Consider the following 26947-nt stretch of genomic DNA (forward strand, 5'->3'; position numbering starts at 1 on the left):
TATGTTATCTCGAACGAAATTGACCCTCTTTTTGCTATTACTGTTTATATTGGAAGGATCGGTAGTACAAGTTTTTGTTCCGAGTGCATGGGGGATGTCTTACGAGACGATTCCCCGCTTTGCTTTGGTGGGAACTATCCTGATTTCCTTGTTTATCGGGAGACGGGAAGGATTGCTATATGGATTGGTCTTTGGACTGTTACAAGATGTTGTTTTCGGTCATATAATCGGCGTGTATACGTTATCTATGATGGTGGCAGGGTACTTTGCTGGACTAGTCTTGATGCTATTTCATCGTAGCTTTGCCGTCGTGTTTACTACGCTGCTTCTCGTTTTGTTTGGGCATGAGTGGCTTACTTATACGCTGTTTCGCTTATTTATGACCAATCCTGTAGATGTTCGTTGGACACTTACTCACGAAATTTTTCCGACAGTTCTTCTAAATATGCTGTTTGCGGCTTTTGTTTATTTGCCGATGAAAAAGCTTTGCTTGCAAGTGAAAGAAAACAAAGAGCGCTCTCATGAGTAGGATCTGACAGAAGGAGGAGTAGCTCGCATGGGAGAGAACCAACAACCACCTAAATCCCATATTGCCACTAGATTAAACGTTTTATTTTTTTTCGTGTTTATATTTTTTGCGGCTGTTATTTTGCGACTTGCCTATGTGCAAATCGTAGAGGGAGAACAATATCAACACGATTTGGAAAAGTATAGTATTAGACAATTACCAATACCTGCACCGCGTGGTCGTATCTTAGACGTGAACCACAATGTTTTGGTTTCGAATAAGCCCGTTTTTACGGTTACTTATACATCCGAGCAAAAAAAGGAAATTAATGAGGAAGCAGTAGCCGAAAAACTGACGAGCTTGCTGCAAATGGATGAAAAGATTGGGACTGATAAAGAGCTTATAAAAAAAGCGACTGAATTGCAGACCACATTACCGATCACTTTTAAGCCAGAGCAATCTCAAAAGCTCATCCAGCAGCTAACTCCCAAAATTAATGCTCTTCCAAATTCGGCTCAATTAAAAGGGATAAAGGACTATGATTTAGTAAAAACAGCCTTTGCCTTGGGACTCTCAGTAAGATCCCCTTTCGATGAAAATGATCGTGAAGCTTTACAAAAAAAATTGCCAGCAACGATTCAGGTAGACGGCAAGAACGTGGATACGAAGACAGCCTATGACAGTCAATTGTTAAAATATGTCATCTCAGCTAATGTACCGTATCCAATTGCTCTTGAAGACAAGGTAAAGGAATCTTTGCAAAAGGATGTAAAATCACTTTTAAGCAAGATGCCTTCTGCTGGGGAGCTAAGCAGTAAAACAGATGCAGAATTACTCCAATATGCTGCTAGATTTGATTTGGATGTTGCATTGCCATTAACTCCGGAGCAACGTCAGTATCAGTGGCATCGTATTAGCATTTTAAATAGCATGCGAGATTATAGTATGCCTAAATTCATTCCTCGTCGAATTAAGGAAAACGCTACTGAAATTGAAGTAGCCAAAATCAATGAAAATTTAAGTGAATTACCTGGAATTAATGTAATTGTTGAACCCGTACGGCAAATTAGACAAGATGAGGATGGCGCTTTTGCCACACATATTCTTGGCTACATCAGCCCAATCAGTGCAAGTCAGGTTAATGAGTATCTTGCGATGGGATATTCCAAGACAGATCGTATTGGAGTCGAGGGGTTAGAAAGATATTACGAGAAAGATTTACGTGGAAAAGATGGCATTATGGACGTGCAGGTAAACAAGGATGCAGAGACGGTCGTAAAAGGAAGAACTCGCGAAGCAATACCTGGTAATGATCTAGTTCTTTCCTTAGATTATCGCTTCCAAAGTAAATTGGAGGAAATTCTTAAACGAAATGTCAATGAGATGAGACGCTCTGCGAAAGGAACAGTGAACGCTGCCTCTGCGGTCGTAATGAATCCTAATACAGGTGAAGTTTTGGCTATGGCTAACTACCCTGATTACGATTTAAACCTCCACTATAATCGAAAGCTATTCAATGAGAATTATGAGAAGGTAGTTGCTCCAGCACAGCTTAATAATGTCACTAGGGGTGTTTATCCACCGGCTTCTACAGTGAAACCTATTTCGGTTATGATGGCCTTACAAGAAAAGTTAACTACACCCAATGAGTCAATTTTTGACCCTGGTTATTTCCAATTTGGGGATGTAAAGAAACGAAACTGGAAACTAGGTGGACATGGTCAAGTTGATGCAAGACGAGCAATAGCTGTATCCAATAACACATACATGTACACAATGGGCTGGAGATTAAAGGAGCGCGAGATAGGAAAAGGAAATAGTTATCGTGAATCCTTTAAGATCATTAATTTTTACAATCAGCAATTCGGTCTAGGAGTTAAGACTGGTATTGATTTACCGAGTGAAAAGGCAGGCTGGCCAGCTCCAACATTTGAAATGGGACGTATTGCCGATGCTCTTATTGGACAGTATGATAGCTTTACTCCTATCCAATTGGCTCAATACGTTTCTACAATCGCAAATGGCGGATATCGAATTCGACCGCATATGGTTAAAGAAATTCGAAAAGGCTCTATTGATCCTAAGAAGCCAGGAGATGTCATTACAACCATAGAGCCGCAAGTTTTGAACAAAATTAATATCAATCCAAGCTACCTCAAGGTAGTTCAAGAGGGGATGCGCCGTGTTACTCAGCCTGGAGGTACTGCTGCGACAGCGATGGCAGGCTTGCCGTTTAGTGTAGCTGCTAAAACAGGTACCGCTCAAACAGGCGGAACATCTTCTGATAACTCCTTGATCCTTGGATATGCACCTTACGAAAATCCTAAAATTTCCTTTGTAGTAGTGGTTCCGCATTCTGGAGGACATGGTTCAGATAGGATCGCGCGTGAATTGCTGGAGGCTTATCATGCCTTGTATCCACTTAACAGTACGGTAACGCCGACAGAGTAGGCTTTCTAAGATTAATTCGCTGAGTTTTTTGTTAGCGAGGCAGGAGTTTGTTGTATAAATGGCGAATGGTAACGGTCGAGGTGAAACATCTCCATGAATACGGCCAAAAGTAAAGTAGTCATTAAAGGAACCAAAGATGGACTTGTCTTTTTTATGGACGATACCTGTTCATTTTCGGAGCTTTTAGATGATTTACGTGAAAAAATTGAGCACAGCCATCCACAATTTTTTAGTGGTCCTCTCATCAGGATTACATTAAAACTTGGGAAGCGTTACTGCACTCCAGAGCAACAGGAAGAGTTAACGCAGATTATTCGCATGAAGGGTAATCTGGTTATTCATATGATCGACTCGGATGTGATTCTTAAAGAAGAAGTATATAAAGAAGCCAAAGCTCCCGGATTGATTGTACAAACAAACACGGTTCGTTCCGGTCAGGTATTAGAATACGACGGAGATATTTTGCTACTGGGTGATGTTAATCCTGGTGGTACGATAAGAAGTACGGGGAGTATCTTCGTGTTAGGTAATCTTCGTGGTGTAGCGCAAGCGGGAACGAATGGCGACAAAGATGCTGTAATCGCCTCCGCTTGCTTACATCCAACCCAACTGAGAATTGCGGAAGTAATCAGCCGTCCGGGAGATGAATGGTCGGACTATAGCGGTACTACTGAGTTTGCTTATTTGGAAGAGGATCGGATGGTAGTCGCTAAAATGAACTTTTTGCATCGCTTACGCTCAGATTTGGGTAAGAAGAAAGCATAACGGTACGGAATGAAGGAGAGGGAGCATACGTGGGTATTGCAATAGTTGTTACTTCAGGGAAAGGCGGAGTGGGGAAAACCACCTCATCTGCTAATATAGGAACCGCATTGGCTCTCAATGGCCAGAAGGTGTGTATGGTAGATACAGATATCGGCTTACGCAATCTGGATGTGGTCATGGGACTAGAAAATCGGATCATTTATGACCTGGTTGACGTAGCAGAAGGCAGTTGTCGTTTGCAACAGGCTTTAATTAAAGATAAGCGTTTTGAGACGTTGTCATTATTACCAGCAGCGCAGACCAAGGATAAATCAGCGCTTACAACAGATCAAATGGAAGATATCGTCACCCAATTGAAGCGTGATTTTGACTACGTCATTATCGATTGTCCAGCAGGTATTGAACAAGGATTCCGCAACGCTGTAGCAGGGGCTGATCAGGCTATTGTTGTGACGACTCCGGAAAAGGCGGCGGTACGTGACGCAGATCGTATCATTGGCCTGCTTGAACGTGAAAATGTAGGAATGCCTAAATTAGTAATTAATAGAGTGCGGTCCCATATGGTTAAGAATGGTGACATGTTAGATGTAGAGGATATTCTGGATTTACTTGCCATTGATTTACTGGGTGTGATTCCTGATGATGAATATATCATCAAATCAGCAAATGCAGGCGAGCCGGCAGTGATGAATCATGAATCCCGTGCGTCCTTAGCATATCGAAATGTAGCAAGACGTTTGTTAGGGGAATCAGTGCCTTTACTGCCACTTCAGGAAAAACCAGGAGTTTTTCATAAGTTCCGTAAGTTTTTTGGCTTAAAATAAGGAATGCTAGTCGAGAAACAAGAGAACAGGGGTATACTCCTGTTTCTTTTTTACTGATCCGAACTTATGGAATTTTTATCTTACAAAGTGCAACGAAGGTTCTTAGTGCCAAAGGTTTGGTTTTCAAGTTTTTCTTTGCATTTCCGAATAATATAAGACTTACAGATACTAGACCTTAACATGCACGGGGGAAAAAAATGGATTTTGAAAAGCGATATATAAAGCAGTTGGATTGGTTGATTCTGTTGATCCTTCTAGGTCTTGGCTTGTTTAGTTATCTCGGTATAAGCGGATCTGCCCCAGGAGTGGCGACAGCGAACCGACAGCTTATGTGGTATGCTATTGGTTTTGGCGTATTGTTTTGTACATTGATTATTGATTATCGGGTGTTCCGGCAGCTATCATATGTAGTTTACGCTATAGGACTAGTTTTGCTTTTCGGCGTATTTTTTACGAAGGCCATTAACAACGCCACTAGTTGGTATAATCTGGGTGTCGTTCTGTTTCAACCATCCGAACCTATGAAAATTTTTACGATAATAGCTGCTGCACACTATATGTCCAAACGTGAAGAAAAATTAGGTAAGCCTTATTATCTTTATGAATGGTGGCCTGTATTTCTGATCGTTGGGGTACCGCTTCTCATGATTTTTAAACAACCAGACTTGGGTACAGCTTTAGTCTTTTGTGCTATATTAGCAACCATGCTGATTGTTGGTGGAATTCGAGTACGGCATATGATTACGTTTAGCGGGATTGCTGCTATTGGAGTAGGGTTAGTTTCCTATGTTTATATGTACCATAAAGATGATATCTTTTTTAAATTGATCAAACCTTATCAATGGGCTCGGATTGAATCTTGGTTAAACCCTTATCTTGATCCAGTAGGGCAAGGATTTCAGCTTTTACAATCGCTTATTGCAATTGGATCGGGGCAGTTAACAGGTAAAGGCTTGCACACAGCCACACAGGCTAGCTTGCTATGGGTTCCGGTTGGTGAGAGTGATTTCATTTTTACGGTCATTGGAGAGCGTTTAGGGTTTATTGGAGCAGGAATTATGATGATCCTGTTTTTCGTGTTAGTATATCGAATGATTCGAATTGCGATGGAGTGTAATGATCCATTCGGTGCCTATGTGGTATCAGGTGTAGTTGGAATGCTTACGTTTCAAATTTTTGAAAATATTGGAATGACCATTCAACTAATGCCAATTACTGGTTTGCCTTTACCATTTATTAGTTATGGTGGAAGCTCGCTTTTAACCAATTTCTTAACAATAGGTGTAGTATTGAATATTGGGATGAGGAAGCAGAAACTTAGTTTCGATTAAGTTAAAAATCGTGACAAACCAATAAATGTGTGATATATTCAAGGTAAGTTAACCATTTTACTTACCTAGTGATTTGATGGATTGGATGATATGCCGTGCTTTTCAGAGATAGCGTCACCATGTGATCAAGTCTCTGTTGGGCACGGCTTTTTTCCTTGAAACAAGCTTTAAGTGATGGTTAACAGATATTTTAATCGTCTGAAAAGGCGAACATTTCTAGGAGGTTTTTTCCATGCAACAAGGTACTGTAAAATGGTTTAACGCAGAAAAAGGTTTTGGCTTCATTCAAGTTGAAGGCGGAGAAGATGTATTCGTACACTACAGCGCTATCCAAACTGAAGGTTTCAAAACTCTTGAAGAAGGTCAAAAAGTTGAGTTTGAAATCGTTCAAGGTAGCCGTGGACCACAAGCTGCTAACGTTAATCGTCTGTAAGATCAAATACGTATAAAAAGAAGCAGTCTCTCTTTTGAGGGGCTGTTTTTTTTCATTTATGCTAATGATTACAGCTCTGTTTTACAGTGTCATATCCCACCTAGACAAGTCATATAATCCAAGTAAAGCTTGGCCTGAAAAGGGGTGGGATGCATGTTTCATGAAAGAGAACGGGTAAAGGAGAGAAGACAGGAAAGAAAAGAACAGCTTCTCTTACAATCGCGCGACAGTATGCCGCCACACATTGATGAACTACACGATCCGATAAAAAGAGTGCTTATTCCTGATCAATATGTAAAAAACACTGATTTCAGCAACGAGACTCCCCCGAGCAAACCGGTGGGATTCCAGCTTAAAAGGCAGATCTATCTTTCTCTAGCGGTTATTGGTGTGGCCTATGTCCTATTAAAAAGCCCGTTTGGTGTTCCGAATACATGGCGAGATTTATCAAGAGAAGTGATGACTCGCGATTTTAATTTTGAAGGCGTGGCGGTTTGGTACGAACAAGTCACAGGTCACTCGTCAAGCGCGCTACCGGTTCTTTTTAACAAAAAGGAGAAGGAGAGTGTGCCAGCCAATGCGTATCAGCTAAGTAAGTGGAGTTTGCCGAAGGAGTGGAAAATAGCGAAGGAATATGATACGAAAAGCGCCAAAATAGTTGTTGACTTAGGAGACAAAGGAGAGGTCGTCAACATGGATACCGGCTGGGTAACTTTTGTTGGGGAAAAACCTGGTTATGGAACCACTGTGGTCATGCAGTATACCAATGATCGAGAGATTTGGTATGGAAACCTTGAAAAAGTCAATGTATCTGTAAATGACTGGGTGAATAAAAAGGACACAGTTGGGGTTGCTAAGCCTTTTGTCGATCAAGTGGTTAACACGCGTTACCTTTTTATGGCGATGAAACAAAACGGAAGATTTACTAATCCATTGGACGTGATCTCATTTGAGTGATTTTTGGCCAGGCGGTATTCGTATCCGCATCCACCTTTTATTTTGGCTGGTCATAGGCCTAGCTGTAATGGCTGGTTATTTTATTGAAACGATTGCGTTGTTTATCATTGTACTTATCCATGAGCTTGGTCACATAGCGGCCGCCCGTGAACTTGGCTGGGAAGTAAAAGAAATTCAATTGTTACCCTTCGGTGGAGTCGCGGTTATGGAGGAATCTCCAACATCTGATGCCATAGACGAGATTGTCGTAGCATTAGCAGGTCCTTTTATGAATATCGTTATGATTTTTTTTTCTCTTTTATTTTGGTGGGTAGGTATATGGTCGGAGCATTGGGCCCATTTTTTTATGAAAAGCAATATGATGATTGCTTTGTTTAATTTATTACCGATGTGGCCCTTAGATGGTGGCCGCATTGTGCAGGCAGTCTTAACATCGTTCATTTCTTATCGGAAAGCGGCGATTTTATCATTTAGCAGTAGCTGTGGATTAGCTATTTTACTTCTAGGAGCCGGAATTTGGTTGCTTCATGTCAATCTAACTGCTATTGCCATCTATTTGGCTCTTACCAATGGGCAAGCATACAAACGCTTTCCTTATCAGTTTATTCGCTTTTTACATAAAAGATATCAGAGAGCGCCCAGACTAGAGCCGATAGAGCCTGTACGCGTACCTTCGTCTCTCTCTGTTTGGGAAGCTACCCATAAGCTACAAAAAGGGAAATATCATTTGTTTTATATTACAGGGAAACAAGGTGGCGTACTGCCTGAGGAGAATGTACTTTATGCTTGTCTAGTGGAGCGGCGTCAGCGAGATTGGATCAGCAGCCTACTGTAGCGTGTGATGCTTTTTGACTTGATCATTGAAAAGCTACTTCTGTTATTTTTCAAATCGAATAGAAATGCGCTACAATGAGAGGATAGGACAGACCTCCAGGAGGAAGATTAGTTGAACAAAAAACAACAACGTGCTCTCCAACAAATTATCGTGAGCCGTGACATAGAAGAAACACGTATTGCTGTCATGGAAGCAGGGCGACTTGCAGAATTGACAATGGAACAGAACAAACCAATGGCGGCGGTGGGAAATATTTATAGAGGGCGAGTAAAAAAAGTCTTACCAGCCATGCAAGCTGCCTTTATAGATATTGGAGAAGAGCAGGAAGCGTTTTTATATATTGACGAGGCATTGCCCCCAGGCTGGAAAGTACAGAACCGAGGGGCGGCCAAGCCTAATATTCGGACATTGGTACAAGTAGGCGAGGAAAAAATCGTCCAAATTAGCAAGGAAGCGATAGGAAGCAAATCTCCAAGACTTACCTCTGAAATCAGTCTGCCGGGACGCATGCTGGTTTATTTGCCATTTGCAGGGCTAATCTCGTTGTCACGTAAAATTGTAGACGTAGACAAACGGGAACGACTAAGAACATGGGCAACAGATAGCTTAGCTGAGGGAGAAGGGATTATTGTAAGAACGATGGCCGAGGAAGCTTCCGTGGAACAGTTGCAGACAGAGCTTAATTTCCTGCGTGCAAAATGGAAGGCGGCCTATCAGGAAACGGGAAAGAAAAAAACACCGTCCCTTCTATTGTCAGCAGATAATGCAGTAAGCCGGATTTTATTAGATCGCTCGGAAGATCAGATGCTGGAAATCGTAGTGGATGACGCAGAGCTGTATCATGAGCTTAGGGGACAAGCAAAGGCTATTTATCCAGCCATGTTTACTAAAATTCAATTCTATCAAGGAAAAACCTCTGTGTTAGATGCCTATGGTGTCGACAAAGAAATTGAAAAAGCTCTGTACAGGCAAGTGTGGCTCAAAAGTGGCGGCTTCTTGGTAATTGATCAAACAGAGGCTATGACTGTAATCGATGTTAATACAGGGAAATTCACGGGGAAGAGCGGTCAGCAGCTAGAGGATACCGTGACGGCAACCAATGTGGAGGCAGCCCAAGAGATTGCTAGGCAACTAAGGCTTCGCGATATTGGCGGTATTATCATAATTGATTTCATTGATATGAAGCAGGCCAAAAACCAGCAGATTGTACAGGAAGCCTTGCAGAGAGAATTAGACAAAGACGTGACCAATAGTTATGTCATGGGCTTTACACAATTAGGCCTTTTGGAAATGACAAGGAAAAAGGTAAGAAACAACCTTGCATCTGTTCTAACCAAGCCATGCATCACTTGCAGTGGTAAGGGGAGGATTTTAACGGAGCAGGAGGTAGCTGGGCGTTTTATTCGAGAGGCTAAAGCATTGATCCAGGGACAGGATGCAGAAGCTATTGTAGCCGCTTTTCATCCTCATGTGTATGAGTATGTTCAAGCTGAGGGAAGACGTGAGCAATTAGCGAAGGATTGGGACGTTTTGGTTCAATTTATTTCACGTGAAACCATGCACCCAAGTGAATATCAGATTTTGCATGTTGGGAAAAAGGCTGACTCTAAACGTTTTTCTTGACCTTTTCTGCTAGGTATGATATTCTCTGATTGTTATGCAGCTATGCTTGTACCTTGAGCATACTGTAACCGCGCGAATCAGGTTTTAGTAAGATGGTTTGTAAAGCCACACCTGCATAAGGCGAGTCTGAGTATAGGAGGTGCAATAGAATGTACGCAATTATCGTAACAGGTGGTAAACAATACAAAGTTGAAGAGGGTGCTACTCTTTTCATCGAAAAACTAGCTGCTTCCGAAGGTGAAACAGTTACTTTTGATCAAGTATTGTTCGTAAGCAAAGACGGTAAAGTAACTGCGGGTACTCCAACTGTAGCTGGTGCAACTGTAACAGCTAAAGTTGAAAAGCACGGTAAAGGTGAGAAAGTTATCGTGTATAAGTACAAAGCAAAGAAAAACTACCGTCGTAAGCAAGGTCACCGTCAACCGTTCTCTAAAGTTGTTATCGAAAAGATCAACGCGTAATGGTTAAGGTCGAGGTAATTCGATCTCAGACGGGCATTGCAGAGATTGCTATGACAGGTCATGCCAATGCTGGCAAATACGGAGAGGACATTGTTTGTTCGGCTGTATCGGCTATTATTTTAGGCAACCTGAATGCGGTACATCTTTTGCTCGGTTTGAAGCCGGATGTGGAAATGAACACAGAAGAGGGCGGATTTTTAAAGTGGCGGCTTTCATCTTTGGATGATCCGGCTCTTGAAGAGAAGCAACAACTACTAGCAGAAAGCACAGTGGTTGCTCTACTGGCTATTTCCCAAAACTACGGAACATATATTTCTGTACAAGATTCAAAATGGCAAGGGGGTGCTCACTCATGATGAACATGCTATTCACTATGGACCTGCAATTCTTCGCATCCAAAAAAGGGGTAGGTTCTACAAAGAACGGTCGTGACTCCATCGCTAAGCGCCTTGGTACAAAGCGTGGCGACGGCCAATTCGTAAAAGCTGGTAACATTCTTGTTCGCCAACGCGGAACAAAAATTTATCCAGGTGCTAACGTAGGCATCGGCGGCGACGATACTTTGTTCGCGAAAGCTGACGGAATCGTTCGTTTCAAACGTCTGGGACGCGATCGCAAGCAAGTTGTGATCGAACCAGTTGTTGCTGAAGCGTAATAACGACAAGAAGCTAAAACCCAGCCAATCGCTGGGTTTTTCTTTTTACTCACTATCCTTTACTCTACTCGTACTTATGTTAAAATAAAAGATGGAATCCATATAGTGACAGGTGGGAAAACATGAAGGACGAACAAAAGTTTATTACGGATCATGCGGACACGTTATTGAGAATTGTAAACCAGGATCGTCATGATTGGCTCAATCATCTTCAGGTTCTCCATGCTTATTTGAAGCTGGGACGCTACCAAGATGGAGAGGATTACCTGCAAAAAGTGACCGAGGAAGCTCACCGTGAAAGTATGATTGCTCGCATAAACTGTTCGCGTTTGTCTGCTTTCTTTTTGACGTTTAATGCGTTAAATCGAGACATAATAGTAGAAGTAGAGGTTAAAACACAGGTAGATGTGACCAAGCTAGAGATGCAAAGCGATAGCTTTTTTTATTTGATTTCAACTTGCATCGGTCTATTACAACATCACTTGCATAAAGAACAAGTGGAGCATCCTCACTTAGCGGTGACGTTGTTTCACTCGGATAATGAAGTATTTGCCAACTTTGACTTGGAAGGTCAGGTCTCTGCATTAGTTGCAGGGGAAGTGGAAAAGCTTATTCATGATCACAAGGGTATGGCCAAGCTCGTAAGTGAACAAATACATACCGATACAGGCTGGATTGCTGAAATGAGCTTTCCTTGCAAAATGTAGAGAGGTGGCAATTTCGTGTTTGTTGATCAAGTAAAAGTTTATGTAAAAGGTGGAGACGGCGGTAATGGAGCAGTTTCATTCCGTCGTGAAAAGTATGTAGCACTCGGAGGTCCTGCGGGTGGAGATGGTGGTAAGGGAGCGAACGTTGTTTTCGTCGTGGACGAAGGGTTGCGTACGCTTATTGATTTCCGTTACCAACGACATTTTAAAGCAAAACGTGGTGAACACGGAAGAACGAAAGGAATGCACGGTGCTGGAGCAGAGGATATGATCGTTCGTGTTCCTCCAGGTACTACCGTGTACGATGATGATACGCAAGAAGTGATTGCTGATCTTATTGAACATGGTCAGCGTGCAATTATTGCTAAAGGTGGCCGCGGCGGACGAGGTAATATTCGTTTTGCCACGTCTTCTAATCCGGCTCCAGAGATTGCGGAGAACGGTGAACCAGGTCAAGAACGCTATATTCGTATGGAATTAAAGCTGATTGCGGACGTAGGCTTAGTTGGTTATCCAAGTGTAGGAAAATCAACGCTTCTATCTTCCGTTACAGCAGCAAAGCCTAAGATTGCTGCGTATCATTTCACAACAATCGCTCCAAATCTAGGTGTAGTAGACCTAGGTGAAAAAAGCTTTGTAATGGCTGATTTGCCAGGCCTTATTGAAGGTGCTCATGAAGGCGTTGGGCTTGGTCATCAGTTTTTACGTCATGTTGAGCGCACAAGGGTGATTGTACATGTGATTGATATGGCTGCGACTGAGGGCCGTGATCCATACGAGGACTATCTTCAAATTAACGAAGAACTTAAACATTACAATGCCCGCATGGAAGACAGACCACAAATTATTGTGGCTAATAAAATGGATTTGCCGGATGCAGAAGTGCATTTACAGGCTTTCCGTGAAAAATGTCCAGATGCGAAAATATATCCGATTTCTGGCGCCACTCGTCAGGGTGTACAAGAACTCATGTATGCTATTAGTGATTTACTTGAGACGATCCCAGAGCGTTTCGAAGTAGAGGAAGTAGTGGAAGTAGAAGAAAGAGTTGTATTTAAAGCAGAGCCAGAAGAAATTCCATTTGTCATTACAAGAGAGAATGACGTATTTGTGGTGAGTGGTGAGAAGCTTGAAAAATTAACGAAGATGACTAACTTGAACAGCTATGACTCCATACAACGTTTTGCACGTTTGATGCGCACTATGGGAATTGATCAGGCCCTTCGTGAACGTGGTGCGAAAGACGGGGATACCGTTCAGATTGGTAAATTTGAATTTGAGTTCCAAGAGTAAACTTTCGTTAAAAGTGAGTGTGGTGAGATGGGGACTATGGGGGAAGACAGACAGCTTGTACGCGGAACCATTGTACATGTATCACGTGAAAATGAATCCGTTGCTCTAAAGGATGCTATGATAGAGTATCAGAAGGGAGATTATTTACTACTCTCTTGTATTTTAGATCAGGCGAATCCTTCTTTTTTGGGTTGTATTCTTCATGTGCGTTTCAATGAAGGTCAGGAGTATCAAGCCTACGAGGTATATACAGAGAAGATCGCATGGCCGGTTGTGATTATGGGGCTACTCCCTGTACGCACAGAATCAGTAGCTGAGGGATCGAAGCAGCAGAAAGGACAAACCTCTTCCTCTGTTGAAAGCTCTCATGATGCTACTCGCCAAGCTATCCTAGCAAAATTAAAGGGAAGCAAGCCAGATGCATCCGCTCTCACGAATAACCAGTCTGGTAATCGAGAAAATCAGGCTCAACAATTGGTGAATCCTGACTTTATTATTAATGTTCCTTACAAGCGAATGGGAGCTAAACCGAATGAAGAGCTGGGAGAGGGAGTACTCCTTAGCTTTTCGGAAAAGGAGCTTCATGTAGGAACAGATGGTTATTTGGCAAAGGGGGATTTTGTTAATCTCTCGTTTGTAATTCCACGTACGAAAACGGAAGTAGTAGCTATGACGAAAGTAATTGAAAAGCGGTTTGATAATAATATCACAATTGTTACGCTCTCGATCACAGATGTTGATCCTGCTCAGCATGCTGAGCTAATCGCCTACCACAAGACGATGTTATCATAAACCTTAATAAAGGCACCTCGTTTACCATAACGAGGTGCCTTTTTATTTTGCTTTGTGAGCGTCAATCAGCCTCCGCGCTCGTTGTCTATCTGATAATTTGGAGAAACAGCCATGCGCTTCTCATCTAATTTTTTCCCGAATTGATCCAGCGATCCCGGTTTTCCAACACCATTGTGGTTACGTCTTTGTGATTTATCAGATTTTCCACGTCCACCCATTTGTTACACCTCCTTTATTAGAGTAAGATGGTACATTTTTTGATTGGGAAAACATGGACAGTATAGGGTTTTTGCCTGTTTTACTGTCACAGCCTAGTGTGTACGTCGATAGTCGCTTTCATGTAATCCGCTTTTTGGGGTTGTCATAGTATCAGAGTCAGCGTATAATGTCCTTTATAAGAAAACACTTGTATTTTTCAGGAGGACACATGAGTAAACGAGATGAAAAATTCTATTTAATTCGAGCGGACATCCTCCCAGAATCGATCGCGAAGACGATTGAAGTAAAAAAATTGTTAGAATCAGGCGAAATTGACACGGTGAATGAAGCGGTCGAGCGGGTTGGACTGAGTCGTAGTGCTTTCTATAAATACAAAGATGCGATTTTCCCTTTCAATGCCATGATGAGTGAAAAGATTATGACCGTGAGTCTTACGTTGGAGCATCGTTCGGGTATTTTATCAAGGGTATTGCAATTTGTAGCAGAAAAAGGCGGGAATGTCCTAACAATCAATCAAACCATTCCGTTGCAAGGGATTGCCAATGTAGCAATGTCTGTAGATATGGCACAGCTACATATGCCAACGACGGAGTTTTTAGATTTGCTTGAAAAGCTACAAGGAGTACGCAAGGCATTAATCGTGGGCAGAGGCTAATAACGAGGACAACCGAGGAGGCGTAAGCATGGAGAAAAAGCAGGTAAAAGTAGGCTTGATGGGACTTGGAACGGTAGGAACAGGTGTAGTTCGGATTGTGGACGCTCATCAGGAGGACCTGTTTAACCAAACGGGCCTGAGCATTGAGATTCATAAGATTCTGGTACAGGACAAAGAAAAAGCCCGGAGTATCGTAATTGATCAGGAGAAAATCACCACGAACGCGGATGATTTAATAGAAGACCCCGATATTGATGTCATTGTTGAGGTAATTGGTGGCATACACCCTACAAAAGATTATCTGCTAAAGGCTCTTGCAAAAGGGAAAAATGTAGTCACTGCAAATAAGGATTTAATGGCGTTGCATGGTGCAGAGCTATTGCATAAAGCCCAAGAAAAAAAATGCGATGTTTTTTATGAAGCGAGTGTTGCTGGGGGAATTCCGATACTTCGCGCTTTGGTAGAAGGCTTTTCCTCGGACAGAATCACTAAAATGATGGGGATTGTAAATGGTACGACTAACTATATTATGACGAAAATGAGCAAGGAAGGGGCTGAATATCGGGAAGTACTGGCTGAAGCTCAAGCCCTTGGATATGCAGAGTCTGATCCGACTGCCGATGTGGAAGGCTTCGATGCCGCTAGAAAGATGGCAATCCTCTCTACACTTGGCTTCCGTGTTCCGATGAATTTGGAAGATGTACAGGTAAGAGGTATTAGCAAGGTTAATAAAGAGGATATTGCTTACGGGAAAAAATTAGGCTACGAAGTTAAGCTGCTAGGAATTGCACGTCGCGATAACGATGAGATTGAAGTAAGCGTACAGCCTACAATGGTTCATAAGTCTCACCCGTTAGCTTCTGTGAATGGCGTGTTTAACGCGGTGTATGTTCATGGGGAAGCGGTGGGAGAAACGATGTTTTATGGACCTGGAGCTGGTGAGATGCCAACGGCTACAGCAGTGGTTTCTGATTTGATTAGCGTAGTAAAAAATATGAAATTAGGTGTAAATGGACGTGGAACAGTGGCCCCATACAAAGAGAAAAAGCTAAAAACTGATGATAAAAAATTCTCGAAATACTTCATACGACTGATCGTTGCAGATAAGCGTGGCGTACTTGCTCAAATTACAAACCTGTTAGCAGAAAAGGATGTTAGTTTGGATCAGGTTATCCAACAGCCGTATCAGGATAGCGGTCAATCCGAGATTGTAATGGTTACACATACTTCCTCCAAATATAATGTGGCATCCGTACTAAAAACGCTAGAGGGCATGGATGTGATTAGCGAAATTAAGAGCTACTATCAGGTGGAGGGTACAGATAAGGAAGCAGGTGCTGTTCATAATGAGTAAGGATAGACTAGGGATTATCGCACAGTATAAAGAATTTTTGCCCGTATCAGAAAATACGCCTCTTTTGACCCTGCATGAGGGAAATACTCCATTGGTCCATGCAGCTCGCTTATCTGAAGAGTGGGGAGTAGAGCTTCACTTTAAATATGAGGGGTTAAATCCGACCGGCTCCTTTAAGGACCGAGGCATGGTGATGGCAGTTGCCAAGGCAGTGGAAGAGGGAAGCAATACCATTATGTGTGCTTCAACAGGTAATACATCTGCTGCCGCTGCCGCTTATGCAGCTCGTGCAGGACTGCGTTGTATCGTATTAATTCCAGATGGAAACATTGCCCTGGGTAAATTGGCCCAAGCAATTGCTTATGGAGCAGAAGTCATTTCAATCAACGGCAATTTTGATGAAGCATTGCGCATTGTCCAACAAATTACACAAGAAGAGCCCATTACTTTAGTTAATTCGGTAAATCCATATAGAATTGAAGGGCAAAAAACAGCATCCTTTGAGATATGTGATCGTTTAGGAGAAGCTCCTGATATTTTAGCAATTCCAGTTGGAAATGCAGGTAATATCACAGCTTATTGGAAGGGCTTTACAGAATATCATCGAGCAGGTAAGATTACCGCCCTACCAAAAATGTATGGATTTCAAGCAGCAGGAGCAGCCCCACTTGTCTTAGGGCATCCTGTAGAACAGCCTGAAACAATTGCAACAGCGATTCGTATCGGGAATCCTGCTAGCAAAGCTGGAGCTTTACAGGCATTGAAGCAGTCAAATGGTCGCATCGAAAGTGTCACAGACGAGGAGATTTTAGAAGCGTACCAGCTGTTGGCTAAAAAAGAGGGCATCTTCTGTGAGCCTGCCTCTGCAGCCTCCTTTGCAGGTATCATTAAATTACACCGGATGGGACAGTTGGCACAAGGAGCTCGCATCGTATGCGTCTTGACTGGGCACGGCTTAAAAGATCCGAGCATCGCAATTAAGACCATTGCCAATGAACCCGTGAAAGTGCCTGCAACAAGAGAAGATGTCATGGGACTGATCAAAAAGTAAAGTAGGTGTCAGCATGTCAATACAGAAAGTAACAGTGAGAGTACCAGCTAGCACAGCCAATCTGGGTGCTGGTTTTGATACAATCGGTCTTGCTTTCCAGCTTTATACAACCATAACCATGAGCATTGCCGAGCAAACTGCGATTCGATTAGTGGGACCAGAGCTTGCTAGCTTGCCTCAAGATAAAACCAATCTACTTTACGAAGTGGCGGCCTTCTTATTTGAGAAGGCCTCGCTTCCTATACCTGAATTATTTATTGAGGTAGAGACTGAGGTTCCCCTGACTAGAGGGCTTGGCAGTAGTGCAGCGGTAGTTGTAGGTGCTCTAATCGCAGCGAATGTCCTTGCAGGTAAGCCGTTTACAGATGGACAGCTCTTTACGTTTGCCAGCCGTTGGGAGGGACATCCAGATAATGTAGGAGCTTCACAATTTGGGGGTCTAATTATTTCAGCGTTACCAGATAATGAAGCTGAGCAAGTTCCTTATGCTAAATTTTCGGTTCCTGAGCGATTGAAGACACTGGTAGTCATTCCTGATTTTGAATTGTCTACTCATCAAGCGAGGAAAGCATTGCCTGATCAATATTCCCGTGAAGATGCGGTTTATAATATTTCACGTGCAAGCTTATTGGTTGCTGCGTTTGCTCAAGACCGTTTAGATTTATTGGCTACTGCTATGCAGGATCGTCTACATCAGCCTTATCGTACAGCATTAGTTCCAGGCCTATCTGAGATTGTGGAAAAAGCACAGGATTACGGCGCCTTAGGAGCAGCCTTGTCAGGAGCAGGGCCAACCATTCTTTGCTTTTTCGAACATGATCAAGCAGAGCAAAGACTGTTACAATTTATTGAACAAGTAATGCAGAAAAATCAATTAAGCTATTCTACTATGGTTCTCTTTCCTGATGATAATGGGGCAATTATTGACACAAGCCCTGTATATACAGCATAATGCATAGAAAAACATCAGATGGGAGCATGAAGTATAATGGGGAGAACACTAGCTTTTTTAGGACCTTCTGGCACATTTACAGAGGAGGCAGTACGTCATTTGCCTATTCAAGAGGAGCTTACAACTCAGCCATATGTAAGCATCCTTGATGTGCTGGAAGCAGTTAATACGAATCAGGCCGATTTTGGTGTGGTACCCATTGAGAATTCAATTGAAGGAACAGTTAATTTAACGATGGATGGCTTAATACATGGGGAGAAACTGCCTATTTTAGCAGAATTAGCTCTACCAATCACACAGCACCTATTAATGGCAGTTAGGCCAAAGCCTCTTTTATTCCAGCAGATTACAAAGGTCTTCTCTCATTCGCATGCGATTGCCCAATGTCGCTTGTTCCTACAAAAATACTTGCCACATGTAGAGATTGAATATACCAACAGTACGGCGTCAGCAGCTAAACTTGTAAGTGAAGAACCAGATCAACCATGGGCGGCTATTGGAACGAGATTAAATACAGAAATATACCCGCTTTTTCTCGCTCAGGAAAGCATCCAGGACTATGCTAACAATTTTACGAGATTTGTGCTGGTGGGAAAAAGTCAGTTAGATTTACCGGTATCTGATAAGTATAAAACAACCATATTGGTCACATTACCCGAAGATTATTCAGGGGCACTGTATCAGGTATTGGCAGCATTCGCTTGGCGCAAATTGAATTTGTCCCGCATCGAATCACGACCTACGAAAAAAGGTCTGGGTAGCTATTATTTTGTATTGGATATCGTACAGGGCATGGACACAGTGTTAATGCCAGGCGCTTTTGCGGAGATAGAGGCATTGGGGTGTCAGGTTCGTTTACTGGGTAGCTATCCAGTGTTCGCCTATAGGGGTATAGGTGAAAAGAATTGACGCTATGTTGCATATAGATTTATACTATTCAAAAACGTTAGAAAAAAGGGTGAAGTAGCATGACGCAGCAGTTGATCTACTTAAACGGTGAATTTGTAGAAAAAGAAAATGCAAAAATTTCTGTCTATGATCATGGCTTCTTGTATGGCGATGGAATTTTTGAAGGAATTCGTGTTTATAATGGTAATATATTCCGCCTGCAAGAGCATATCGAACGTTTATATGAATCCGCACTATCCATCATGCTCGTTATTCCAATGAAAATAGAAGAAATGATGGATGCAGTAGTCGAAACCGTTAGAAAAAATGAACTGCGTGATGCCTATATACGACTTGTAATCTCGCGTGGCGATGGGGATTTAGGTCTTGATCCTCGTAGCTGTAAACGGGCGAATATTGTTATTATTGTTGAACAGCTTCGACTATTTCCGCAAGAATTATATGAGACAGGATTAAAAATTGTGACAGTTCCAACACGTCGCAACAAACCAGATGCATTGAATCCAAAGATTAAATCTCTAAATTATTTAAACAACGTTATGGTGCGTATGGAAGCTAGCATGGCTGGTGTTAGTGAAGCGTTAATGCTAAATAGCGAGGGCTATGTAACTGAAGGATCAGGCGATAATATTTTTCTTGTAAAAAAAGGTGTCATTTATACGCCTCCTACATACTTAGGTGCGTTGGATGGCATTACACGTCAAGCGATTATGGATATCGCTAGAGAACTAGGTTATGTGGTTAAAGAGGAACCTTTCACTCGTCATGATGTCTATATTGCTGATGAAGTATTCCTGACCGGGACAGCAGCAGAGGTAATCTCAGTATCAGAAGTAGATGCACGAGTAATTCGTGACGGAAAACCAGGTCCTGTGACAAAACAATTGCTGGAAGAATTCCGCCGTTATGTCCAAGTAGATGGTGTAAAAGTATACAAATAAAGGAAAGAAATCTAAAAGTAACGGAGAACAGAGCCGGTAAATATTTATGGCTCTGTTTTTTTTATGCGATAAATTGAACAGGAGCAAAACGCCTAGAGGCGCATAACATGGTAGGGACTCAAGTATGAGAGGAGAGGCAGTAGTGAAAATCCATATCGTACAAAAAGGGGACACCATGTGGAAGATTGCTAAGAAATATGGTGTCGACTTTCAAGAACTATTGAATCTAAACAAATCAACAATAAAAAATCCGGATAAAATTATGCCTGGAATGAGAGTAAAAATACCAACAGGTAAACCTAGAAGACCGGGAATGGAACACCGACCGCACATGGAAAGACCGATGAAAGAAAGACCTGTGCCTCAGATGCCGAGCAAGGAGATGCCAATACCTCCAGCATATGAATCACCGGAGATGATGGAGTCACCAGAAATGATGCCGCCACCTGTGCCGCCTGTTGCACCTGTACCGCCTGTACCATCTCCACCACCAGTAATGCCAGCACCGCCTAAGGAAATGCCAAAAAGGGAGATTCCACCTTTGAAAGAAATGCCCAAACGACGTGTTCCAATCCCAATACCTATACCAGTACCTGTACCAAGACCAGCACCAAGACCGGTACCGCAACCGCAACCACAACCACAACCACAACCTAAACCATTGCCGCCCAAGAAAGAAATGCCTATACCAGCACCAAGACCAGTACCACAACCTAAACCACTGCCACCCAAGAAAGAAATGCCCAAACCGGTGCCATGTCCACCATGCCCAACATGTCCACCATGCCCACCAAGTCGAACATGTCCGCCATGTCCGCCATGTCCAACATGTTCGCCATGTCCGCCATGTCCACCATGTCCAACAATGCGGCCACAGCCACCAATACTAAGACCGTTTCCAGTACCCATGCCATATCCACTTATGTGTCCGCCGCCACCATGTCCACCGCCGATATGTCCACCACCAATAGTCATTCCAATGTATCCGCCAGCCGTAGCACCTCGCCCGCCTGATTGTAAACCAGAATGTTCGGAGTATTCATCTACTACTTCTAGTTCATGTACTCCAGATCACATAACAAGTATGAGTCCTTCTAGCACAAGCAGTTGCATGGAGCAGAGTCCACAGCCACATCATCGACCTAGAGAAGCAGATAGTTCATGTCAGGAAAGTAGTATTTCCCATGCTCATAAATGGGTGGAGGATGATTGCACTCCAGAACATAAAACCGCTTATCCTTACTCAGAGTCAGGGTTCCATCAACCGATCAATCCTTATCCACCTGTTTGCCCGGGACCTTCAATGCCCCAGCCCTATCCGCATATGAAGCAGTATCCGCAGTCCAAACATTGCCCGCATGTTCAACCCTACCCACATTCATCTTCAGATATGTATGGACATCACGTACAACACATGCCTACCAATCCTAATGTACCTCGTCCAGAGATGTGGCCAAAATGGGATAAAGGTCATGAAGAATCCTCGTTTACACCTTTCTGAAGGTAAACAGTCTAAATGGATGCCAACTTTATAAAAGCGTTAGAAAAAGCGTTTAGCTGTAAGATAGTAGGGATGAAACCCCAACGAAGCGTTTTTTCTGTTCGCACCGATCGAGGGGCATGGATTGTCAAAGGGTATGCGGAAGAAGAGAAGGCCTTATGGGTTACGCATTTAGCTGACGTACTGCGAGAACAAGGTTTTTATAATACCGTGAAATACGTAGCGAACTCCTATGGTCATAAAGTGCAACCGATTGGAGACCGATTCTACACTGTCATGAAAGAAATAAATGGTAGAGATGCTACTTATACAAATGTAGGGGACATTAAAAAATCAGTGACTGCATTGGCTAGATTTCACCTAGCTGCAGAGGGTTTTCCTACTTACCCTTTTTTGTCAGAAATGGAATTCAGCAAACCGCCTATTTTAGAAAAATGGGAGAGGAGACTGGAACAATTTCAGCGAATTTCCAAACGAATTGCTACGCGCGGTCCGCAAAATCGATTTGAGCTAATGATTCAAGGCATGGCGAAAGAGATTAAGAGAGATGGGCAGGAAGTCTTACAGGTTGTTAATCAAATGCCAATTAATCAGCAAATGGAGCAGGCTCATTATTACGGCACCTTAGCTCATCGAGATGTAGCTAGTCACAATTTTTTAATTAAGGAATCGGGTAGTTGTTATTTAATTGATTTAGATACTGTAGCTCCTGATATGCAAATTGTAGATCTGGTTCAGATAGCAAGTCGTATGCTATTTTTGCATAATTACGATAAGCGTATTTATCATCAGGCAATCGAATCTTATCACAAGATTAAGCATTTATCTGATGATGAAATTCAAATGATTTATCATTTACTCCGTTACCCAGATAATCCTTTACGTGAAATTACAGGTATCTATAATAAGCTACCAGGCTACCGAATAAAAAGTGTCACACATTTATTGCAACTGGAACGTAAATTAAAACGTGAACGTAGAAGGTTCTTTAAAGAAGGCTATTATTAATAAAGGAGCGACAACAGGTCGCTCTTTTTTGTTCAAAAAATCCATCGCTACATGTATGAAAACAAGCTCTATATGTGTGCAGGCAGCTTCACAGGAAGAAAATCATGTAGTTTTCATGAAAGCAGTTGTGATTTCTAGGAAAACTTTACTTAGAAATAAATTTTATCCTATAATTATAAACATGATTTCATAACGAATCGACTAATCAACAGGGTTTATCATAAAAGATAAAGATGGTGAGTTATAAGGAGAAAACGGGATGAATTTATTCAAATATGTGTGGAAAACGTTAAAGTATTCTTTCTGGAATATCTTATTATTTGAGATTATGTATCGTCTATTTACGATCATAATTGTGATTCCTTTCTTATCAGTAGTGTTGAAAAACCTAATCCAACAGAGTGGCTATACCTATGCAGCAAATAAGGATCTCTTATACTTTTTTCTCACGGAGTATGGAATTCTAGCCAGTGTGTTGCTGATGATATTTTCTGTTCTGATTATATTTTATGAGTTTGCCGTGTTAATCCTATTGATCTATTACGCAGGTAAGGAACAGAAAGTGCATTTACGCTTTGTGCTACGTAAAGCGTTATCACCATTACAGGCCCTGTTTACTTTTTCGTTGCCCGTTTTTGCCCTCTATCTATTGTTACTGCGTCCTCTGATGAAGCTGGGGGTCAGTAGCACCTTACTTCCGACATTAGCTATCCCTAATTTTATTACAGGCGAATTATTTAAAATGGAATATGGCGTTTATTTGTACATCGGTGTACTTTTCGTAGTATTTTGTATTAACATTCGTTGGATGTTTGCTTTACCAATTATAGTTCTTGAGGAGAAAAGCTTTTGGAGAGCGGCTAAAAAAAGTGGGGAAATTGTAAAAAAAAATCTAGGGCGTATTGTGGTTGTAGCTCTTTTTACCATTGCAGGGCTGTTCTTATTGTTTTTATCTGTAGATGGGGTTTCTGAACTATTGTACCGACTTTCTACATCAACAGGCAACGGCTATCTGGCTGCTTTAGGGGCGATAGTATATACGCATCTTATTTATATTTTTGCCATCTTTTTAACACCATTAATGCTGTCTATTATGACTTGGTTTTATATTCGTAAAGCTGGTGAGGAAGAGATCCACGTAATGGATGATCCTCATGTCTGTCCAGATAAACATCCTACATTTGTAAAAAGACATAAGTACAAATTACTTATTAGCTACATGGCTATCATTAGTGTGATTATTATAGCTGTTGTTAACTTTTTGTATGTGTTTCCAGCTTTCGAGCATAAACCAATAACGATGGCACATCGGGGAGCAACGGAAAAAGGGGTAGAAAATACTCTGGAAGCCATACAAGGAGCTATTGATGCACATGCTGACTATGCTGAGATTGATATTCTACAGACGAAAGACAAGCAGCTTGTCGTTATACATGATATTAATTTAGCTCGGCTTGCAGGTGTAGATAAACATGTTTATGACATGACGTTAGCGGAGTTAAGAGAGGTCACACTGCGTCAAGGAAGAGATACTGGAAAGATTAGTACATTAGATGAAGTCATCAAATATGCGAAAAACAAAATCAAATTAAATATTGAGGTAAAACTACATGGACACGAGCAGGAACAGGAGGTTATCACGGACCTGCTGCGTATCATAAAAGAAAATAGCTTTGAAACGGAATGCGTTATCCAGTCCTTGCATGATACAGTAGTGTACAACGTCAAGAAAGCAAATCCAAATTTACAGGTAGGGTTTGTATTATTTGCTAATCGAACAGGCTTAAAAGACTTGCCAGGTGATTTTTTCGTAATGGAGGAATACATGCTGAACAAGTCTGTATTGAAGGAAGCAAAATCGTTAAATAAAGCTGTTTATGTCTGGACTGCCAATAGCTATGATGCCATTTATACCTTCTTAAAAATGGGGGTAGATGGGGTAATTACAGATTATCCCGAATATGTTCATGAAGCAATTTGGCAGATTACTCAGGAACATAAACAATACGGGCCATTCCGAGTGGCAACTGAGGCGATGGAGTCCATGTTTGATAAAATTATTCGTATAGAGTAGGGGACGGTTTTGGTTTAGTAAAAAAAAGAGAAAGGAATTTCCTTTCTCTTTTTTCATTGCATAGAATTATTTAATTGTTACTCCGAATGTTTCCTCCAAAAGACCAACTGGTAGGAATAGACGGTTTTTCACAATGTCGGAATTTGTTTCTAAGGTTTTACCATTAGCGATTACTTCAGAAGCCCCAAGGACATAAACAAGTTTTGCATCTCCTTTAGTCAAAGTAACGCTTCTTGTTTTATTGTCGTAGGCTACTTGAATACCTAAGCCCTCAGCCGTTGTACGAACAGCAACTAGTTTATTCAAGTCTTTCTTAGGTTCCTCTTTTTTCACGTCTTCTTTAGAAGCGTCGTCTTTCTTAGGTTCCTCTTTTTTCACGTCTTCTTTAGAAGCGTCGTCTTTCTTAGGTTCCTCTTTTTTCACGTCTTCTTTAGAAGCGTCGTCTTTCTTAGGTTCCTCTTTTTTCGCGTCTTCTTTAGAAGCGTCGTCTTTCTTAGGTTCCTCTTTTTTCACGTCTTCTTTAGAAGCGTCGTCTTTCTTAGGTTCTTCTTTTTTCACGTCTTCTTTAGAAGCGTCGTCTTTCTTAGGTTCTTCTTTTTTCACGTCTTCTTTAGAAGCGTCAGCAGATTCAGCTACTTTTTGAGTTGTAGTAGAAAGGTCAATGGTATATTTAGCAAAACCGTTTTCTCCCTCACCAATATACTTGATGTATCCGAGCTTTTCAGCAACCTCTTTTGCTTTAGGAGAAGAGGTTAGTGTTACTTTCATGTCACCTTTGATTGGTGCAAAACCCCAGTTTCCATCAGCGGTTGGATTGAAGGATTTTTGCTCTTTAATGTAGTTAATTAACACTTCGCGGTTTTCGTCTGGAGAATCGATGATGACATTAGAACCATCAATACCAGGGAAGTTACCGCCACCGAAAGCACGATAGTTATTTGTTACCACGATGAATTTTTGCTTAGGATCGACAGGTTTACCGTTATATTGCAGGTTAATTACACGATTTGCTTTTTCATTAACCAAAGTACCCTTGATATCATAACGAGAAGGCTGAGTCAGATCGAATTGATACTCTACACCATCCAATGTATCAAAGTTATAAGTTGGGAAGGCATCATTAACTAATGCTTGCTCTTCTTTTTTGGTTGGATCGATTTGGTTAAATTGTCCAGCGGAACGCTCTAACCATTCTTTTACTTGGCTACCGTCGATTAATACAGCTTTAATTGTATTTGGGTAGATATATAGATCTGAAACGTTTTTAACAGCAATTGTTCCAGCCTTAATGTCTGTATAGTATTCAGCACCGTTACGTCCACCTGCTTTAAATGGTGCGGCTGCAGACAAGATTGGAGTACCTTCATATTCCGTTCCTTGCGTTGCTTTTTCTGCCCACCATCTTTGTGCGTTTGAAACGATTTGAACAGATGGATCGTCATTAACTAATGCAAAGAAACTGTTGATTGGGGCTTTTGTTTCGCCAACTGGTCCACGAACATAGCCTAAAGTGTTTTCATGGTCTTCTTTTACAGCATTAAGAATATCCTTATCAGCTTCTACAAGAGCTTTTTTGGTAGCAGCATCATAGACTGGACGAGCTTCAGTTGTGGAATCAACCACTTGCCATTTTCCATCTACTTGTTTAAGAGTTAGGTCGATAACACCTAGATGATCGCCCCAGAAGCCTGGCATAACAGATGGAATACCATTGATCGTACCTTTTGCTGTGTCAACGCCTTCAATTCCATCAAAATCTTTGCTTGGGAATAGCTTGTGCGCATGACCAAACAGGATAGCATCAATGCCTTCTACTTTACTTAGATAGTAAACGGCATTTTCGTCATTTCCTTTTGCTGGAGCTTTTTCAAATCCAGAATGAGGAATTGCTACGATGATGTCTGCCCCTTCTTTTTTCATTTGAGGAACGAATTTATTCGCCGTTTCAATGATATCCTTAGCGATTACTTTCCCTTCTAAGTGACCTTTGTCCCAAGCAGTTACTTGTGGAGGAGCAAATCCGATTGCACCGATTTTAATTGTTACTTCTTTTCCGGTTTCATCTTTTACTTTCTTTTCAAAGATGTGGTAAGGTGTGAAGTAGTTTTTATCGTTGTCAGGATTGTTATCCTTGTCGTCGATATAGATGTTAGCGTTTACGTATGGAAATTTTGCGCCTTTAAGAGAAGCTTGAAGATAATCAAGGCCAAAGTTGAATTCATGGTTACCGATGTTGCCTACTTCATAGTCAAGTAGATTCATCGCTTTGTAAATTGGATGAACATCTCCATCTTTCAATCCTTTTTCATGAATGAAATCGCCAAGCGGATTTCCTTGAATCAAGTCACCATTGTCAAACAAAACGCTGTTTGTAACCTCTGCACGTGCTTTCTTGATCAAGGTAGCTGTTTTAGCTAGACCAAATTGGTCAGTCGGAGCATCCTTATAGTAGTCATAGTTCACTACGTTTGTATGGATATCAGTTGTTTCCATTAAACGTAATTTAATAATGCTTTCTCCCTCTGCACCTACATGAGCTGTAGGAAGAGCAAACATACTTAGCACCATGGAGGTAGCTAGCACACTGTGTAGATGTGTCTTTTTCAAGTGAAAAGCCCCCTTAAAATATTATAAAATGATGAGAATTG

At 41.7% G+C, this 26947-nt stretch carries 27 protein-coding genes, 1 pseudogene and 1 other annotated feature; of the genes and pseudogenes, 25 read left to right on the forward strand and 3 right to left on the reverse strand.

What is annotated here, in order from left to right; genetic code table 11:
* Position 1: 1 nt before the first annotated feature.
* The 15 genes from mreD (at position 2) to O0550_RS02630 (ending at position 13635) form a co-directional block, all read left to right on the forward strand.
* Positions 2–529 carry a rod shape-determining protein MreD gene (gene mreD / locus O0550_RS02560; protein WP_003338392.1) on the forward strand — a complete coding sequence of 176 codons (528 nt, stop codon included), beginning with the start codon at positions 2–4 and terminating at the stop codon, positions 527–529.
* 27 nt (positions 530–556) lie between these two features.
* Positions 557–2959 carry a penicillin-binding transpeptidase domain-containing protein gene (locus tag O0550_RS02565; protein ID WP_003338391.1) on the forward strand — a complete coding sequence of 801 codons (2403 nt, stop codon included), beginning with the start codon at positions 557–559 and terminating at the stop codon, positions 2957–2959.
* 93 nt (positions 2960–3052) lie between these two features.
* The gene (minC, locus tag O0550_RS02570; protein ID WP_022585800.1) at positions 3053–3724 is read left to right on the forward strand and encodes a septum site-determining protein MinC; all 672 of its coding nucleotides are present in this window, start codon (positions 3053–3055) and stop codon (positions 3722–3724) included.
* Positions 3725–3753: 29 nt separating this feature from the next.
* Positions 3754–4548 carry a septum site-determining protein MinD gene (gene minD / locus O0550_RS02575; RefSeq protein ID WP_003338388.1) on the forward strand — a complete coding sequence of 265 codons (795 nt, stop codon included), beginning with the start codon at positions 3754–3756 and terminating at the stop codon, positions 4546–4548.
* Between the two features lie 197 nt (positions 4549–4745).
* Positions 4746–5879, forward strand: coding sequence for a rod shape-determining protein RodA (gene rodA / locus O0550_RS02580; protein WP_003338387.1), 1134 nt, complete (start codon positions 4746–4748; stop codon positions 5877–5879).
* A gap of 232 nt (positions 5880–6111) precedes the next feature.
* On the forward strand, positions 6112–6312 hold the full coding sequence (locus tag O0550_RS02585) for a cold-shock protein (RefSeq protein WP_003338386.1): 201 nt from the start codon (positions 6112–6114) through the stop codon (positions 6310–6312).
* A 153-nt stretch (positions 6313–6465) separates the two neighbouring features.
* Positions 6466–7269, forward strand: coding sequence for a M23 family metallopeptidase (locus tag O0550_RS02590; protein ID WP_003346024.1), 804 nt, complete (start codon positions 6466–6468; stop codon positions 7267–7269).
* Positions 7262–8104 (forward strand): M50 family metallopeptidase, encoded by an 843-nt coding sequence (locus tag O0550_RS02595; RefSeq protein WP_258425583.1) that lies wholly within the window; start codon positions 7262–7264, stop codon positions 8102–8104. Before O0550_RS02590 ends, O0550_RS02595 begins: the two co-directional genes overlap by 8 nt.
* A 111-nt stretch (positions 8105–8215) precedes the next feature.
* Positions 8216–9727: an Rne/Rng family ribonuclease gene (locus tag O0550_RS02600; RefSeq protein WP_258425584.1), complete on the forward strand. Its 1512-nt coding sequence runs from the start codon at positions 8216–8218 to the stop codon at positions 9725–9727.
* Positions 9728–9783: 56 nt separating this feature from the next.
* Positions 9784–9865, forward strand: a sequence feature (ribosomal protein L21 leader region).
* 11 nt (positions 9866–9876) lie between these two features.
* The gene (gene rplU / locus O0550_RS02605; protein ID WP_003338381.1) at positions 9877–10188 is read left to right on the forward strand and encodes a 50S ribosomal protein L21; all 312 of its coding nucleotides are present in this window, start codon (positions 9877–9879) and stop codon (positions 10186–10188) included.
* On the forward strand, positions 10188–10544 hold the full coding sequence (locus O0550_RS02610) for a ribosomal-processing cysteine protease Prp (RefSeq protein WP_022585795.1): 357 nt from the start codon (positions 10188–10190) through the stop codon (positions 10542–10544). The genes rplU and O0550_RS02610 overlap by 1 nt, the downstream gene beginning before the upstream one ends.
* A gap of 5 nt (positions 10545–10549) precedes the next feature.
* A complete protein-coding gene (rpmA, locus tag O0550_RS02615) occupies positions 10550–10843 on the forward strand; it encodes a 50S ribosomal protein L27 (protein ID WP_026315215.1) in 294 nt (97 codons plus the stop codon).
* 122 nt (positions 10844–10965) lie between these two features.
* On the forward strand, positions 10966–11550 hold the full coding sequence (locus O0550_RS02620) for a Spo0B domain-containing protein (RefSeq protein ID WP_003338377.1): 585 nt from the start codon (positions 10966–10968) through the stop codon (positions 11548–11550).
* A 15-nt stretch (positions 11551–11565) separates the two neighbouring features.
* Positions 11566–12843, forward strand: a complete 1278-nt coding sequence (gene obgE, locus O0550_RS02625) for a GTPase ObgE (RefSeq protein ID WP_003346151.1) — start codon at positions 11566–11568, stop codon at positions 12841–12843.
* A 36-nt stretch (positions 12844–12879) separates the two neighbouring features.
* Positions 12880–13635 carry a PilZ domain-containing protein gene (locus O0550_RS02630; RefSeq protein ID WP_258425585.1) on the forward strand — a complete coding sequence of 252 codons (756 nt, stop codon included), beginning with the start codon at positions 12880–12882 and terminating at the stop codon, positions 13633–13635.
* 65 nt (positions 13636–13700) lie between these two features.
* Here the strand turns inward: O0550_RS02630 and O0550_RS02635 are convergent, their stop codons facing one another.
* Entirely contained in the window at positions 13701–13853 is a 153-nt protein-coding gene (locus O0550_RS02635) for a hypothetical protein (RefSeq protein ID WP_003338374.1), read from the reverse strand.
* Between the two features lie 209 nt (positions 13854–14062).
* Between O0550_RS02635 and O0550_RS02640 the strand changes: the two genes are divergently transcribed.
* The 7 genes and pseudogenes from O0550_RS02640 to safA form a co-directional block, all read left to right on the forward strand.
* Complete coding sequence (locus O0550_RS02640; protein WP_003338373.1) at positions 14063–14509, forward strand: ACT domain-containing protein; 447 nt, start codon at positions 14063–14065, stop codon at positions 14507–14509.
* Positions 14510–14537: 28 nt separating this feature from the next.
* A complete protein-coding gene (locus O0550_RS02645; RefSeq protein WP_003346145.1) occupies positions 14538–15863 on the forward strand; it encodes a homoserine dehydrogenase in 1326 nt (441 codons plus the stop codon).
* A complete protein-coding gene (gene thrC / locus O0550_RS02650; protein WP_121473666.1) occupies positions 15856–16914 on the forward strand; it encodes a threonine synthase in 1059 nt (352 codons plus the stop codon). Before O0550_RS02645 ends, thrC begins: the two co-directional genes overlap by 8 nt.
* Positions 16915–16927: 13 nt before the next feature.
* A complete protein-coding gene (thrB, locus tag O0550_RS02655; RefSeq protein ID WP_258425586.1) occupies positions 16928–17866 on the forward strand; it encodes a homoserine kinase in 939 nt (312 codons plus the stop codon).
* A gap of 36 nt (positions 17867–17902) precedes the next feature.
* Complete coding sequence (gene pheA, locus O0550_RS02660; protein ID WP_003338367.1) at positions 17903–18775, forward strand: prephenate dehydratase; 873 nt, start codon at positions 17903–17905, stop codon at positions 18773–18775.
* Between the two features lie 59 nt (positions 18776–18834).
* Positions 18835–19716, forward strand: coding sequence for a branched-chain-amino-acid transaminase (ilvE, locus tag O0550_RS02665; protein ID WP_003338366.1), 882 nt, complete (start codon positions 18835–18837; stop codon positions 19714–19716).
* A 124-nt stretch (positions 19717–19840) separates the two neighbouring features.
* Positions 19841–19996: pseudogene (safA, locus tag O0550_RS02670) on the forward strand (SafA/ExsA family spore coat assembly protein); the annotation flags it as partial.
* An 83-nt stretch (positions 19997–20079) separates the two neighbouring features.
* On the opposite strand, the gene O0550_RS02675 reads toward safA, so the two are convergent.
* Positions 20080–20691 (reverse strand): hypothetical protein, encoded by a 612-nt coding sequence (locus O0550_RS02675; protein ID WP_258425600.1) that lies wholly within the window; start codon positions 20689–20691, stop codon positions 20080–20082.
* Positions 20692–20827: 136 nt separating this feature from the next.
* Here O0550_RS02675 and O0550_RS02680 point away from each other — a divergent pair, with 136 nt between their 5' ends.
* From O0550_RS02680 to O0550_RS02690, 3 genes are all read left to right on the forward strand, one after another.
* A complete protein-coding gene (locus O0550_RS02680) occupies positions 20828–21217 on the forward strand; it encodes a hypothetical protein (protein WP_003346139.1) in 390 nt (129 codons plus the stop codon).
* 15 nt (positions 21218–21232) lie between these two features.
* Positions 21233–22225 carry a phosphotransferase gene (locus tag O0550_RS02685; protein WP_003346136.1) on the forward strand — a complete coding sequence of 331 codons (993 nt, stop codon included), beginning with the start codon at positions 21233–21235 and terminating at the stop codon, positions 22223–22225.
* 259 nt (positions 22226–22484) lie between these two features.
* Positions 22485–24299: a glycerophosphodiester phosphodiesterase gene (locus O0550_RS02690; RefSeq protein ID WP_003338363.1), complete on the forward strand. Its 1815-nt coding sequence runs from the start codon at positions 22485–22487 to the stop codon at positions 24297–24299.
* A gap of 66 nt (positions 24300–24365) precedes the next feature.
* Here the strand turns inward: O0550_RS02690 and O0550_RS02695 are convergent, their stop codons facing one another.
* Positions 24366–26906 (reverse strand): bifunctional 2',3'-cyclic-nucleotide 2'-phosphodiesterase/3'-nucleotidase, encoded by a 2541-nt coding sequence (locus O0550_RS02695; RefSeq protein WP_258425587.1) that lies wholly within the window; start codon positions 26904–26906, stop codon positions 24366–24368.
* Between the last annotated feature and the right edge of the window lie 41 nt (positions 26907–26947).

Source organism: Brevibacillus halotolerans, from assembly GCF_026891775.1.
In the GTDB taxonomy this organism is placed as follows: domain Bacteria; phylum Bacillota; class Bacilli; order Brevibacillales; family Brevibacillaceae; genus Brevibacillus_B; species Brevibacillus_B halotolerans.

Coding starts and splice junctions, on each gene's coding strand:
- mreD (WP_003338392.1), top strand. CDS start 2: ATGTTATCTCGAACGAAATTGACCCTCTTTTTGCTATTACTGTTTATA.
- O0550_RS02565 (WP_003338391.1), top strand. CDS start 557: ATGGGAGAGAACCAACAACCACCTAAATCCCATATTGCCACTAGATTA.
- minC (WP_022585800.1), top strand. CDS start 3,053: ATGAATACGGCCAAAAGTAAAGTAGTCATTAAAGGAACCAAAGATGGA.
- rodA (WP_003338387.1), top strand. CDS start 4,746: ATGGATTTTGAAAAGCGATATATAAAGCAGTTGGATTGGTTGATTCTG.
- O0550_RS02585 (WP_003338386.1), top strand. CDS start 6,112: ATGCAACAAGGTACTGTAAAATGGTTTAACGCAGAAAAAGGTTTTGGC.
- O0550_RS02590 (WP_003346024.1), top strand. CDS start 6,466: ATGTTTCATGAAAGAGAACGGGTAAAGGAGAGAAGACAGGAAAGAAAA.
- rplU (WP_003338381.1), top strand. CDS start 9,877: ATGTACGCAATTATCGTAACAGGTGGTAAACAATACAAAGTTGAAGAG.
- O0550_RS02610 (WP_022585795.1), top strand. CDS start 10,188: ATGGTTAAGGTCGAGGTAATTCGATCTCAGACGGGCATTGCAGAGATT.
- rpmA (WP_026315215.1), top strand. CDS start 10,550: ATGCTATTCACTATGGACCTGCAATTCTTCGCATCCAAAAAAGGGGTA.
- O0550_RS02620 (WP_003338377.1), top strand. CDS start 10,966: ATGAAGGACGAACAAAAGTTTATTACGGATCATGCGGACACGTTATTG.
- O0550_RS02630 (WP_258425585.1), top strand. CDS start 12,880: ATGGGGGAAGACAGACAGCTTGTACGCGGAACCATTGTACATGTATCA.
- O0550_RS02635 (WP_003338374.1), bottom strand. CDS start 13,853: ATGGGTGGACGTGGAAAATCTGATAAATCACAAAGACGTAACCACAAT.
- O0550_RS02640 (WP_003338373.1), top strand. CDS start 14,063: ATGAGTAAACGAGATGAAAAATTCTATTTAATTCGAGCGGACATCCTC.
- O0550_RS02645 (WP_003346145.1), top strand. CDS start 14,538: ATGGAGAAAAAGCAGGTAAAAGTAGGCTTGATGGGACTTGGAACGGTA.
- thrC (WP_121473666.1), top strand. CDS start 15,856: ATGAGTAAGGATAGACTAGGGATTATCGCACAGTATAAAGAATTTTTG.
- thrB (WP_258425586.1), top strand. CDS start 16,928: ATGTCAATACAGAAAGTAACAGTGAGAGTACCAGCTAGCACAGCCAAT.
- pheA (WP_003338367.1), top strand. CDS start 17,903: ATGGGGAGAACACTAGCTTTTTTAGGACCTTCTGGCACATTTACAGAG.
- ilvE (WP_003338366.1), top strand. CDS start 18,835: ATGACGCAGCAGTTGATCTACTTAAACGGTGAATTTGTAGAAAAAGAA.
- O0550_RS02675 (WP_258425600.1), bottom strand. CDS start 20,691: ATGACTATTGGTGGTGGACATATCGGCGGTGGACATGGTGGCGGCGGA.
- O0550_RS02680 (WP_003346139.1), top strand. CDS start 20,828: ATGGAGCAGAGTCCACAGCCACATCATCGACCTAGAGAAGCAGATAGT.
- O0550_RS02685 (WP_003346136.1), top strand. CDS start 21,233: ATGGATGCCAACTTTATAAAAGCGTTAGAAAAAGCGTTTAGCTGTAAG.
- O0550_RS02690 (WP_003338363.1), top strand. CDS start 22,485: ATGAATTTATTCAAATATGTGTGGAAAACGTTAAAGTATTCTTTCTGG.